The sequence below is a fragment of the Streptomyces sp. NBRC 110611 genome, assembly GCF_001590865.1.
Classification (GTDB): Bacteria; Actinomycetota; Actinomycetes; order Streptomycetales; family Streptomycetaceae; genus Streptomyces.
Map to the genome: position 1 here is coordinate 564668 of NZ_BBUY01000004.1, position 12643 is coordinate 577310.

Sequence of the window (12643 nt, forward strand, 5' to 3'; positions counted from 1 at the left end):
ACGTCGCCCCGCATCGTCCGCGGGCGGCCGCCGGTGTCAGAACACGCAGGCGTGCACCAGGCCCGCGAGCACCGCGCCGATCAGCGGTCCGGCCACCGGGATCCAGGCGTAACTCCACTCGGAGGAGCCCTTGTTGGGGATCGGCAGCAGCGCGTGGACGATACGCGGGCCGAGGTCGCGGGCCGGGTTGATGGCGTAACCGGTGGGCCCGCCCAGCGACAGCCCGATGCCGACGACCAGCAGCGCCACCAGCAGCACGGTGATCCCCGAGCCGTAGATGCCGGCCTGCGCGCCGGGGACCCGGCCGAGGCCGATGCCCTTGTTCTGGCCGAAGAACAGCAGGGGCAGCACCAGTCCGACGGTGGCGATGATCTCGGAGACGAGATTGGCGGCCGGCTTGCGGACCTCCGGGACCGTGGCGAAGACCCCCAGCGTCGGCTGCGGGGTGCCACCGGACCGGCCGTCGTTGGCGGCGAACTGCGCGTAGTACAGCGCCCAGGCCAGTACGGCACCGATCACCGCACCGGCCAGCTGCGCCACGATGTAGAGCGGTACGTCCGACCACTCGGTGCCGCCCGCGACCGCCGAGCCCACCGTCACCGCCGGGTTGAGGTGCCCGCCGGAGAGCGGCGCCGCGGTGTACGCCCCGGCCATGACACCCAGGCCCCAGCCGAACGCGACCGCGACCCAGCCGGCCGACCCGGCCTTGGAGCGCGGCAGGCTGACCGCGGCGCACACACCGGCGCCGAAGAGAATCAGGACGGCGGTACCGATCACTTCACCGACGACGATGTCCCCAGGGGAATACATGGCGGCTCCTCGGCCTCACCCGGGGACGTCCCCCGGTACTCCGTGCAGGGTGCGTGCCACCGGCGGGCGGCCGCTGCCACCAGGCCGGGTGCCTGAGTCGGCGGGGTCCGGACGCGCGGGTCCGGACGCGCGGTGTCAGGGTGCGCAGTGTCCGGGTGCGCGGTGCCGACCGGCACCCGGAAGTGTTCACCCGAGGTGATCGGGCGTCAAGGACGCCTCATGGGGGAGTGGTTGAGCTCTCGCTCCCGGCCCGACCCGTGGCGGCCCGGCGGACGGCCCGGTGAGCGGCCCGGCGGGCGGTCCCCCCGGAGTCGTCGGAGTCGTCGGAGCCGTCGCACCCCGGCGGATCTCGGTCCGCGCCCCGCCGGGCCGGCCCACCACCCAGCTCGCCCCCGGCAGCGCCTTGGCCTCCTGCTTCAGCGGGGCGAGCGCCGCCGCGGCCGCACGGTGCCCGCGGACGCCGCCGGGCGGGCACACCACCGTCGCCAGCGACAGCGTCACCGGCCGCCCGCCCACCGGCCACACCACGTCCAACAGCGCCGCGGCGAACGGCTCCAGGCCGTCCGGCTCCGTCAGCACCAGGAAGTCGTCGCCGCCGATATGCCCCACCCGGGACGCCGGTACCCCCGCCGCCACCTCGGCGAGCGTCCGCCCCACCGCGCGGATCAGTTCATCGCCGGCCGCGAACCCGGCGCCGTCGTTGACCTGCTTGAACCCGTCCACGTCCAGCCAGCTCAGCGCGAACGCCCGCCCTTCGGCGATCCGCCGGTCGACCTCGCCGTTGACCTCGTCCGAACCGGGCAGCCGGGTCAGCGGGTTGAGCCGCGCCGCCTCCTCCACCCGGCTCTCGGCCAGCGCCCGCAGGATGTCGGCGAGGTGCACCACACCGATACAGCGGCCGCGTTCGTCCACCACCGCCACCTCGTCCCCGGTCCGGTCCCGGCCGCCCTCGGCGATCACATCGAGCACCTGCCAGGCGGTGGCGTCCGCGCCCACCGTCCGCGGCCGGTCCGCCAGCCGCAGCGCCGGCCGGTCGGCGTAGAGCGCATGCCCGTACCGCCCGGAGAGCGACAGCAGGAACCGGTCCCGGCCGATCGCCCGGACGGGCACCCCGTCGGTGTCCACCAGCAGTACCCCCGACACCCCGGGGAAGCCGATGAGGTGGCTGCGCACCGCGCCCGCCGACGCGGACATCGGCAGCAGCGCGGCAGGCTGCAGGAACTGGGTGACCGGCGGCCCGGACGGCGGGCGGTACGACAACGCCGGCCCGCTCGCCGCCGGCCGTGCCGCGCGCGGCAGATACACCTCGGTGGCCGGCCGCCGCGCCGGCGGCGCGAACAGATGCCCCTGTGCCAGCTGTACCCCGGCATCCCGCACCGCCGCGTACTGCCGCTCGGTTTCCACCCCCTCGATGGCCAGCAGCCCGCCCACCCGCTCACACAGCTGCCGCATCGCGGCCACCGCGGCCTGCCGCCCCCGGTCGGCGTCCAGCCGCACACACAGCGCGGCATCGAGCTTGACGAGGTCCGGCGTCAGCTCACCGAGCAGCCGCAGCGGCAGATCCCCGTCCCCGACCCCGTCCGCGCAGATCCGGTACCCCTCGTCGCGCAGCACCGATACCGACTCCAGCAGCGCGGCGCGCGGGACATGGGTGAACGGCCCGACGAGATCCAGGGTGATCTCCCAGGGACGCCGGCCAACGTCGTGGACGGCCTTGCCCAGCGACGTCAGCCGCGGCAGCTCGGCGACCGTGGTGGCGAAGACGTTGATGTGCAGTGGCAGCAGCGTCTCCTGGTGTGCTGCGGCGCGTACGGCGAGTGCCGCGAGTTCGGCGTCCAGGTCGGGGCAGCGCCGGGCGGACGTGAGGACGTCGACCTCGCCGGGCTCGGGGCGGGCGAGTGTCTCCAGCGCGGCGATCGACCCGGTCGAGAGGTTCACCACGGGCTGGAAGGCGAATCGAAGCTGGTCCGTCCAGGCAGGCACGGCAGTAGCCTGCCCCGCCGCGCTCCGAACAGGACGTGATTAACGCGGTGTTCACGCATCATTCCGGAGCGTACGGGCGGCTCCCGCGCGATGCACACAGGACGTTCGACGGACGGCGTGCCGGACCTGGCGCCCGGAACCAGGATGCGCCGGTCACCGGACCGGGAAGTCGAAGTAGGTGTCCGGGAACGTCTCCGGGGTGAAGGTGAAGTGCCACCACTCTTCCGGCAGGTTGACGAATCCGGCCCGCTCCAGGCCGCTCTTCAGCAGCAGCCGGTTCCGCAGCTGCCGTCCGCGGATCCGCGGGTCGAGGGTGTGCGCGAGCGTGTCGAAGCAGTCGAAGCCCGTCCCCATGTCGAGGGAGTTGTCCGGGAAGCGCTCGCCCTCCGGCCCGTAGCAGGGCGTCAGCGGCTCGCCCGGCACATACGGGCGGGTGGGCGCCGCCGGCAGCCGCACCAGGGTCAGATCGACCGTACTGCCCCTGCTGTGACCGGACTTGGCGGCGATATAGCCGTCCTCGAACAGCTTCGCCTTGTCCTGCCGGGGATAGAACTCGGCCTTCATCCGCTGGTCGCCGAGGTCCTCGGCCCACCGGACGAAGTGGTCCACGGCGCGCTGCGGCCGGTAGCAGTCGTACACCTTGAGCGAGTAGCCGCGCTTGAGGAAGGAGCGCTGGGCGCGGTGCAGGGCCCGGGCCGCGTTCCGGGTCAGCAGGCATCGCGGCCCGAGGTAGCCGTCGACCGGCCCGCCCGTGAAGTTGTGCGGCGTGACGTAGCGCATCTCCTGGATGATCGTCGGGTCCACCGCGCGCAGCGCGACGAACTCCCCGGGCATCGTGGCCGGGTGCGCCGCCGGACGGACGGCGCCCGACGCCTGTGGCGGCGCGGCGGTGACGGTCATCAGGGCGGCGGCAGCGACGGCCAGGCCGCGCAGCGTGGCGGCGAGTCTCGGCATGGCTCCCGTCTACCAGGCGCGGCCGGGCGGCGGAAGACCGTCACTCCGACGGGTTCCGGCACCGGCCCTCCTCACCCTCCAGCCCCCGCACCCGCACCGGATACCCCACCGGCCGCCCGTCCCGCCGCTCCACGACCACCCGGTCGTCCTCCCGGCGGGTGGTGAAGCGCTCCACGGCCGGCTGCTGCCAGCCGTCGCCGGCGTCCGGCACCACCAGACCGCCGCCCCCGCGCCCGGCCGACGGCGCCCACACCTCCAGCTCCGTCGCCCCGTCCGCACCGGCCACCGGCAGCACCGCACCGGCCCGCGCCAGCACCGGAATCCGCGACAGCGGCGCGTCCACCCACACCCGCCCGGGGCCGCAGTACGCCCGTCCGGTCGCGGTGTCGTACCACCGCCCGCGCGGCAGCCGCACCGGCCGCCGGGTCACACCTGCCGCCAGCACGGGCGCCACCAGCAGCGCGTCCCCCAGCAGAAAGGCGTCCTCGCAGTCGCGCAGCGCCCGGTCCCGCGGAGTGTTCCACCACACCGGCCGGACGTACGGGGCCCCGGTCAGCCGCGCCAGCTGGCCGAGCGTCCCGAAGTACGGCAGCAGCCGCTGCCGTTCGCGCAGCGCCGTACGGGCATGGCCCAGCACCTCCGCCCCGAATTCCCACGGCTCCCGCCGCCCCGCCCAGAACGCCGAGTGGGTGCGGAACAGCGGAAGGTACGCGCCCAGCTGGAACCAGCGCAGATACAGCTCCGGGCACGGCTCGGCGGAGAACCCGCCCACATCGGGGCCGCTGTACGGCACCCCGCACAGCCCCAGCCCCAGCACCAGGGACAGCGACGCCCGCAGCCCCGGCCAGCCGGTCGCCACGTCCCCCGACCAGGTGCCCCCGTAGCGCTGCAGCCCGGCCCAGCCCGAACGGGAGAAGAGGAACGGCCGCTCCTCCGGCCGCAGTTCACACAGCCCCTCGAAGCCGGCCCGGGCCATCGCCAGGGCGTAGACGTTGTGCGCCTCCCGGTGGTCACCGCCGGTCCCCTCCAGCGCGTGCCGGGCCGAGCGCGGCAGCGTGGGCTCGCCGAACGGGGCGAACGAGACCGGCTCGTTCATGTCGTGCCAGAACCCCGAGAAGCCCTGCGCCAGCCGCTCCGCGTACCGCTCACCCCACCACTCGCGCACCCCGGCGTCGGTGAAATCCGGGTACACCGACTCACCGGCCCAGACCACCCCGCGCACCTCCCGGCCCCGCGCGTCCCGTACGAAGGCCCCGGCCGACCTTCCGCCCTCGTACACCGCGTTCCCCGGCTCCGCCTTCACCGCAGGGTCCACGATCGACACCAGCCGCACCCCTTCGGCCCGCAACTCCCGGGCCAGGCCCGGCAGATCCGGATAGCGCGCGCGGTCGACGGTGAACACCCGGTGGCGGTCGTAGTGGTCGATGTCCATATGGACGGCGGACAGCGGGAGTCCGCGCTCCTGGTAGCCGGACACCACCCGGCGCACCTCGTCCTGGCCGCCGAACCCCCACCGCGCGTGCTGATGGCCCAGCGCCCACCGCGGCGGCAGCGCGGGCGCCCCGGTCAGCGCCGTCCACACCTGCAGCACCCGGGCCGGGGTGCCGGCCAGCACCCAGTAGCGCAGCGGCCCGCCGTCCATCCGCAGCTGGCAGCTGCCCGGACGGTCGTGGCCCGAACCCACGCCTTCCACGCCCTCCCGGAGCAGCACCCGGCCGTCCCAGGAATTGTCGTGGAACACCAGATGGGTACCGGCGTCCGCCACCACCATCTGGACCGGCATCGTCAGCGACAGCGGGTCGTCTCCCGGCTCGAACGCGCCGCCCGGATCGGTGTTCCACAGCCGGTACTCGCCGTCCCGCAGCCGCGGTCCGTGCGCCCGGCCGCCCAGCCCGAAGAACCGGGCGTCCGCCGCGACCTCCGAGCGGAGCACCCACCGCGAGGCGCCGGAGGCCTCCGGCCGGCCGGCACGCGGGGCGTCCGGATCTTCCGTACGGCCCCCGTCTTCCGTGCAGCCCCCGCCTTCCGTACGGTCCCACCAGCGCGGCGGCTGTTCGCGCCGCAGCACCGCCCCGCCGGGCGTCCGTACCTCCACCGCGCCGTACCGGGAGATCACCACCAGTACCCGCTCGGACACCACCCGCCAGCCGCCCTCGGTATCGGGCTCCAGCACCGCCCGCGGATCGACCTCCGGACACGCCCCCGCCAGCGCGTACGAGGGCTCCGGCCCGGCACCGTCCCAGCCGCAGAACACCGCGCCCCCGGACGCCACCCGGACCCGCAGGGACGAGCGCGTGAAGTGGATCAGCCCTCCGCCCGGCCGGGACTCGGCGCCGCGGGCCGGCCCCGGCACCCTCGCCCGCTCCGTCACCCGCCGCGGCAGCGCCCGGGCGTCCGCCCGCCGCGCCCGCCAGGCCGCGCGCACGGACCGCAGCCCCTGTGCCGGTCCGACCGCCCTGATCATCCGTACCGACCGCACCAGATCACGCCCGTCCATGCCGGTCACCCTGCCATCGACACCCCGCTGTGCGGGCCGCGTTCAACCGCCGTTCACCTGCGCGAGGCCATGCCCGGCCACTCCGGGCCCGGCGCCCCGCCGTCCGGTGACCGAATCCCGCCGGGCACCCGGGAACCGACCCGGACCGCATGGCGACGGCATCGGCGATCGCATCCGGTCACACCCGAAGGTGAGGCGTCTGTGAGACGTCTGTGCGGCGCCCACCCTGGTGCACAAGTCGATCACGTGGCATCGTCAGCGTCACATCGTCCAGGTAAGCCGTGCCACGCGCTCACGAGCACCACGGGAGACCCCCGCCGCCGTGCGCGCCGACGCAGACGACGCGTACCGTCCGGGAGCCGCATCATGACCACCGCACCGCAGTCCGCCCCTCAGCCGGAACCCCTCTGGCAGCCCGGCCCGGACCGTATCGCCGGCGCACAGGTCACCCGCTTCCACCACTGGGCCGCCACCCACCACGGCGCGCCCGCCCCCACCCCCGGCGACCCCGCCGCGAGCTACGCCGCGCTGCACCGCTGGTCTGTCGACGACCTCCCGGCCTTCTGGCAGGCCACCGCCGCATGGTTCGACGTCCGCTTCACCACCCCCTACGAAACCGTCCTCGCCGAGCGAACGATGCCCGGCGCCCGTTGGTTCCCCGGCGCCACCCTGAACTACGCCGAGCACGCCCTGCGCGCCGCCGCCGACCCGGACCGCGCCGGCCACCCGGCGCTCCTGTACGTCGACGAGGACCACCGGCCGACCCCCGTCACCTGGGCCGAACTCCGCGCCCAGGTCGGCTCGCTGGCCGCCGCGCTCCGCCGGCTCGGCGTCCGCCCCGGCGACCGGGTCAGCGGCTACCTCCCCAACACCCCGCAGGCCGTGGTCGCCCTGCTCGCCACCGCCGCGGTCGGCGCCGTGTGGACGTCCTGCGCCCCCGACTTCGGCGCCCGGAGTGTCCTGGACCGCTTCCAGCAGACCGAACCGGTCGTCCTGTTCACCGTCGACGGCTACCGCTACGGCGGCAAGGAACACGACCGCCGCGACACCGTCACCGAACTCCGCGCCGAACTGCCCACCCTGCGCGCGGTCGTGCACATCCCGCTGCTCGGCACCCCCGCCCCCGAAGGCGCCCTGAACTGGTCGGATCTGACCACCGACGACACCGAACCGGTCTTCGAACCGGTCCCCTTCGACCACCCCCTGTGGGTCCTGTACTCCTCCGGCACCACCGGACTGCCCAAGGCCATCGTCCAGTCCCAGGGCGGCATCCTGCTCGAACACCTCAAGCAGGCCGGCCTGCACTGCGACCTCGGCCCCGACGACCGGTTCTTCTGGTACACCTCCACCGGCTGGATGATGTGGAACTTCCTCGTCGCGGGCCTGCTGGTGGGTGCCACGATCGTCCTGTACGACGGCAGCCCCGGCCACCCCGACATCGCCGCCCAGTGGCGGGTCGCCGCGGCCACCCGCACGACGCTCTTCGGCACCTCCGCCGCCTACGTCATGGCCTGCCGCAAGGCCGGTATCCGCCCCGCCCGCGACCTCGACCTCTCCGCCCTCACCTGCGTCGCCACCACCGGCTCCCCGCTCCCGCCGGACGGCTTCCGCTGGCTGCACGACTCCTTCGCGGAGAGCGGCGCCGAGCTGTGGACGGCCTCCGTCAGCGGTGGCACCGACGTCTGCAGCTGCTTCGCCGGCGCCGTCCCCACCCTCCCCGTCCATATCGGCGAACTCCAGGCGCCCTGCCTCGGCACCGACCTGCAGGCCTGGGACCCCCAGGGCAAGCCCCTCATCGACGAGGTCGGCGAACTCGTGGTCACCAACCCCATGCCGTCCATGCCCACCCGCTTCTGGAACGACCCGGACGGCACCCGCTACCACGACAGCTACTTCGACATGTACCCCGGCGTCTGGCGGCACGGCGACTGGATCACCGTCACCTCACGCGGCAGCGTCGTCATCCACGGCCGCTCCGACTCCACCCTCAACCGCCAGGGAGTCCGGATGGGCTCCGCCGACATCTACGAGGCCGTCGAACGGCTCCCCGAGATCCGCGAATCCCTCGTCATCGGACTGGAACTCCCCGACGGCGGCTACTGGATGCCGCTCTTCGTCCACCTCGTCCCCGGAGCCACCCTCGACGAGAGCCTCCGCGAGCGCATCAAGCACACCATCCGCGAACAGCTCTCACCACGTCACGTCCCGGACGACATCATCCAGGCCCCCGGCGTACCGCACACCCTCACCGGCAAGCGCATCGAGGTCCCGGTCAAACGCCTCCTCCAGGGCACGCCCCTCGACAAGGCGGTCAACCCCGGATCCGTCGACGACCTGGAACTGCTCCGCTTCTACGAGCAGGTGGCCCGCGACCGCACGCGATAGCCGCCGCACCGGCGCGGAGCCGGCGTTGTCAGACCCTCTCATTACTCTCGGTGACAAGTGGCGTTCGATCCGCGCACGCCACACCGTCACACCGAGCACACCCAGGGGGAGTCATGACGTCCACATCCCGACCCGCCGCTCGCGCCGCCCGCGCCCACCGCACCGGCGGAGCGAGCGCCCGCTCCAGGGGCTCCGCCGCCCGCCGCGCACTGCGCCGCGAAATCCCCAGCGCCGCCGCGGTCCTCGCCGACGAGCGGGACTTCAGCGCCATGCGCCGCTACCGCACCTTCCCGTTCGACGATCACAGCACCTACCTAGAGCAGATGGAGACCCTGCTGCACACCCTTGCCGGCCAGGGCGTACTGACGACCGTCAGTCTCTTCGACCCGGTCGCCTACGAGCAGTTCTGCGCCGACCTCGCCCTGGACCCGGACCGCCCCGAGAGCCGTGCCCGCTACACCGCCGAAGTCGCCCGCACCGGCGCGACGCTGACGTACGAGGACGAGCCGCTCAGCCGGCTGATCCCGCTGCTCGTCGAGGAGTCCGACCGCCAGGCGACCTGGCGGCACGCCTCGGGGCTGCTGGCCCGCGCCGGGAGCTGCGAGGAGTGCGGGGCGGACCTCGCCCACGCCGCCTTCGCCCGCGCCACCCAAGCGCTCCAGCAACTCCTCGCCGCCCTCGGTGACGGTGCCCACCACCTCGTCTGCTCCATCGCGGCCGGTCACCCATCCCTCCTCGCGGCCGTGCATGCCACCACCCACGAGGGCGCTCCGCGCCGACTCGACGAATCCGAAAGCCTGCTCTTCTGCACGGTCCTCGCCACCGGCTTCGCCCTACGAGCCCCCGGCGGCATCGTCTCCCGCACCCTGGCCCTCACAACCGACTCCACCGATTCCACCGACCCCACCCACTCCGTCGACCGCACTGATTCCCCCGGCCGTACCGACTCCACCGCCGCTGCCGACGAGGAGCCCACCGCCCCCGCAGACCGCGCCGACCGCGGCCGGGACACCGTCCGCGGCTGGTCGCTCCGCGACTCCTGGCTCCGCCCGCTCAGCGCCGCCGAGGTGTTCACGGCCTACTGCACCGACACCGACACCGGCGAACCGATCCCGCCCGAACACGGCGTCGACCACGCACCCGGCCTCCCGCTCACCCCACCACCCGACCCCCACACCCACCACTGACCTTCGCGACCTTCGCTCACGGAGACAGCGAACGGCCGCCCCGCCAGAAGGGCGGGACGGCCGTCAGAGCTCCGCGACGTGAGCCGGCGCTGCTCCGGGGCGACGTGCCCGGGGCACGGCGCCCGTGGGATCACTCCCCGGAAAGCACCGCCTGCGCGGCCGCCCGGGCATCGTCCGCGGTGTCCGCGGCCCGCGCCGCGGCCGCGGCACGCTCGCACTGCGCCAGCGTGTGCTTGGCCAGCGTCGCCCGCACATAGGGGATCGACGCCGCACCCATCGACAGGCTGGTGACACCGAGGCCCGTCAGGACACACGCGAGCAGCGGATCGGAGGCCGCCTCACCACAGACGCCACAGCTCTTGCCCTCGGCCTTCGCGGACTCGGCCGAAGTCGCCACGAGGTCGAGCAGCGCCGGCTGCCACGGGTCCTGCAGTCGGGACACGGCGCCCACCTGACGGTCCGCCGCGAAGGTGTACTGCGCCAGGTCATTGGTCCCCAGCGAAAGGAACTCCACCTCCTGCAGAATCGACCGCGCCCGGAGGGCCGCCGACGGAATCTCCACCATCGCGCCGAACTTCGCCTGCAGTCCGGCGTCCCGGCACGCGTCGGCGAACGCCTTGGCGTCGATCCGGTCCGCCACCATCGGTGCCATGACTTCGAGGTAGACGGGCAGCCCCTCGGCCGCCTTCGCCAGCGCCGTCAACTGCGTACGCAGCACGTCCGGGTGGTCGAGCAGCGTCCGCAGACCCCGCACGCCCAGTGCCGGGTTCGGCTCGTCGGCCGGAGTCAGGAAGTCCAGCGGCTTGTCGGCGCCGGCGTCGAGCACCCGCACCACGACCCTCCCCTCAGGGAAGGCCTCCAGAACCTTGCGGTACGCCTCGACCTGCTTCTCCTCGGACGGCGCTTTCTTGCTGTCGTCCAGGAACAGGAACTCGGTACGGAACAGACCCACACCCTCGGCGCCGGCCTCGACCGCCGCGGCCACATCACCGGGACCGCCGACATTCGCCAGCAGCGGCACCTTGTGCCCGTCGGAGGTGGCGCCCGGACCGGACGCCGCGGCCAGCGCCGCCTTCCGCTCCTCGGCCGCTCGCCGCAGCTCCGCGCGCTTCTCGGCGGTCGGCTCCACGAAGATCTCACCGGTGCTGCCGTCCACGGCGACGACCGTGCCCTCGACCAGCTCACCGGCACCCGGGAGCGCGACCACGGCCGGCACTCCCAGCGCCCGCGCCAGAATCGCGCTGTGGCTGGTCGGCCCGCCCTCCTCGGTCACGAATCCGAGCACCAGCGACGGGTCGAGCAGCGCGGTGTCAGCCGGCGCCAGATCCCGCGCGATCAGTACATACGGCTCGTCACTGTCCGGCACACCCGGCATCGGCACACCGAGCAGCCGCGCGACGATACGGTTCCGCACGTCGTCGAGGTCCGCGACCCGCCCGGCCAGGTACTCACCGGCACCCGCCAGCAGCGCCCGATAGGCCGCGAACGCGTCGTACACACCACGCTCGGCGGTGCTGCCCACGGCGATCCGCCGCTCGACGTCCGCCATCAGCTCGGGGTCCTGCGCCATCAGCGCCTGGGCCTCCAGCACGGCCTGGGCCTCGCCGCCGGCAAGATTCCCACGCGCTATCAGGTCGGCGGCGACAGCTTCCACGGCCTGGCGGGCACGCCCCTGTTCGCGCTCCGCCTCGTCCGCCGGAATCTGCTTGGCCGGCGGCTCCAGCACCGCCGTACCCATGTGCCGCACTTCGCCGATGGCCACACCGTGGCTCACGCCGACGCCTCGCAGCGTTGTCTCCATTGCACCCGTCTCCGGTTGATGCGACGGCCGGGCCGCCGCGGTGGATGTCGTACCTGCCGTTCGGGACGGCACCCGGCTCACTGCCAGGAGAAGAGCTGGTCGCCCGCCTTGAGGTCGCCGTCCTCGCGCACCTCGCCGAGCGAGTCCGCGGTGGCCTCCAGCGCGACGACCGGGCAGACCGGCGACTTACCGGCCTCCTCGACCGCGGCCGGGTTCCAGCGCACGATCTCCTGGCCGCGGCGGACGGTGTCGCCCTTGTTCACCAGGAGCTCGAAGCCTTCGCCGTTGAGCTGCACGGTGTCGATACCGAGGTGCGTGAGCACACCGTGCCCTTCGGCGTCGACGACGACGAACGCGTGCGGGTGCAGAGATACGAGCACACCGTCCACGGGCGAGACGGCGGTGGACGGCTCACGAACCGGGTCGATGGCGGTACCGGGACCCACCATCGCTCCGGAGAACACCGGGTCGGGCACGGCCGCGAGTCCGATGGCGCGTCCAGCGAGCGGGGACGTCACGGTGGTCATGGGAAGCCTCCCAGGGGTGGAGATTCATCAGGTCGCCGTCACTACCTGTTCTGGACGGCGCACCGTTCAGAAGCGTAAGTCATAAGAACTGACGGTTCCGCATGACGGCGCTGGTTACGCTCCGCGAGTCCCGCTGAATCGATTTGCCTCGCCCTCGGCCGAGCTGTACTGTCTGAGACCTGCCCCGGACGCCAGGCCGCAGAGAACTGTGGTCGGACGATAGTGGGCGGCACTCCATTGCGTCTGATCGCGACTCGCGAATTGGTGCCTTCTGCATTGCTGCGGAAAAGCATCGGTTCGGAAGCCGGAAAAGACCTGATAGAGTGTGAAACGCCGAAGGGAAGCGCCCGGAGGAGCCCGAGAGGGAGCCAAAGGAAGCGTCCGTTCCTTGAGAACTCAACAGCGTGCCAAAAGTCAACGCCAGATATGTTGATACCCCGTCGACCGGAAACATCCGGGAGATGAGGTTCCTTTGAAAGTCCTGCCGACACGATGTGCT

The 12643-nt window shown here is 73.1% G+C and carries 8 protein-coding genes; 2 read left to right on the forward strand and 6 right to left on the reverse strand.

What is annotated here, in order from left to right; all coding sequences use genetic code 11:
* Positions 1 to 36: 36 nt before the first annotated feature.
* From AZE13_RS13310 to AZE13_RS13325, 4 genes are all read right to left on the reverse strand, one after another.
* The gene (locus AZE13_RS13310) at positions 37 to 810 is read right to left on the reverse strand and encodes an MIP/aquaporin family protein (RefSeq protein WP_066930595.1); all 774 of its coding nucleotides are present in this window, start codon (positions 808 to 810) and stop codon (positions 37 to 39) included.
* 186 nt (positions 811 to 996) lie between these two features.
* The gene (locus tag AZE13_RS13315; protein WP_079123944.1) at positions 997 to 2793 is read right to left on the reverse strand and encodes a GGDEF domain-containing protein; all 1797 of its coding nucleotides are present in this window, start codon (positions 2791 to 2793) and stop codon (positions 997 to 999) included.
* Positions 2794 to 2946: 153 nt separating this feature from the next.
* On the reverse strand, positions 2947 to 3747 hold the full coding sequence (locus tag AZE13_RS13320; protein WP_079123945.1) for a M15 family metallopeptidase: 801 nt from the start codon (positions 3745 to 3747) through the stop codon (positions 2947 to 2949).
* A gap of 40 nt (positions 3748 to 3787) precedes the next feature.
* Complete coding sequence (locus tag AZE13_RS13325) at positions 3788 to 6244, reverse strand: glycoside hydrolase family 31 protein (protein ID WP_066930670.1); 2457 nt, start codon at positions 6242 to 6244, stop codon at positions 3788 to 3790.
* 366 nt (positions 6245 to 6610) lie between these two features.
* Between AZE13_RS13325 and AZE13_RS13330 the strand changes: the two genes are divergently transcribed.
* Entirely contained in the window at positions 6611 to 8629 is a 2019-nt protein-coding gene (locus AZE13_RS13330) for an acetoacetate--CoA ligase (RefSeq protein WP_066930596.1), read from the forward strand.
* Between the two features lie 113 nt (positions 8630 to 8742).
* The gene (locus AZE13_RS13335; protein WP_258527770.1) at positions 8743 to 9816 is read left to right on the forward strand and encodes a hypothetical protein; all 1074 of its coding nucleotides are present in this window, start codon (positions 8743 to 8745) and stop codon (positions 9814 to 9816) included.
* 130 nt (positions 9817 to 9946) lie between these two features.
* Here the strand turns inward: AZE13_RS13335 and ptsP are convergent, their stop codons facing one another.
* Positions 9947 to 11617 (reverse strand): phosphoenolpyruvate--protein phosphotransferase, encoded by a 1671-nt coding sequence (ptsP, locus tag AZE13_RS13340; protein ID WP_066930597.1) that lies wholly within the window; start codon positions 11615 to 11617, stop codon positions 9947 to 9949.
* Between the two features lie 77 nt (positions 11618 to 11694).
* A complete protein-coding gene (locus tag AZE13_RS13345) occupies positions 11695 to 12144 on the reverse strand; it encodes a PTS glucose transporter subunit IIA (RefSeq protein ID WP_066930598.1) in 450 nt (149 codons plus the stop codon).
* Positions 12145 to 12643 lie beyond the last annotated feature (499 nt).

What these genes read in the sequence shown, in the direction of transcription:
- AZE13_RS13310 (WP_066930595.1), bottom strand. Translation starts at nt 810, where the DNA reads ATGTATTCCCCTGGGGACATCGTCGTCGGTGAAGTGATCGGTACCGCC.
- AZE13_RS13320 (WP_079123945.1), bottom strand. Translation starts at nt 3,747, where the DNA reads ATGCCGAGACTCGCCGCCACGCTGCGCGGCCTGGCCGTCGCTGCCGCC.
- AZE13_RS13325 (WP_066930670.1), bottom strand. Translation starts at nt 6,244, where the DNA reads ATGGACGGGCGTGATCTGGTGCGGTCGGTACGGATGATCAGGGCGGTC.
- AZE13_RS13330 (WP_066930596.1), top strand. Translation starts at nt 6,611, where the DNA reads ATGACCACCGCACCGCAGTCCGCCCCTCAGCCGGAACCCCTCTGGCAG.
- AZE13_RS13335 (WP_258527770.1), top strand. Translation starts at nt 8,743, where the DNA reads ATGACGTCCACATCCCGACCCGCCGCTCGCGCCGCCCGCGCCCACCGC.
- ptsP (WP_066930597.1), bottom strand. Translation starts at nt 11,617, where the DNA reads ATGGAGACAACGCTGCGAGGCGTCGGCGTGAGCCACGGTGTGGCCATC.
- AZE13_RS13345 (WP_066930598.1), bottom strand. Translation starts at nt 12,144, where the DNA reads ATGACCACCGTGACGTCCCCGCTCGCTGGACGCGCCATCGGACTCGCG.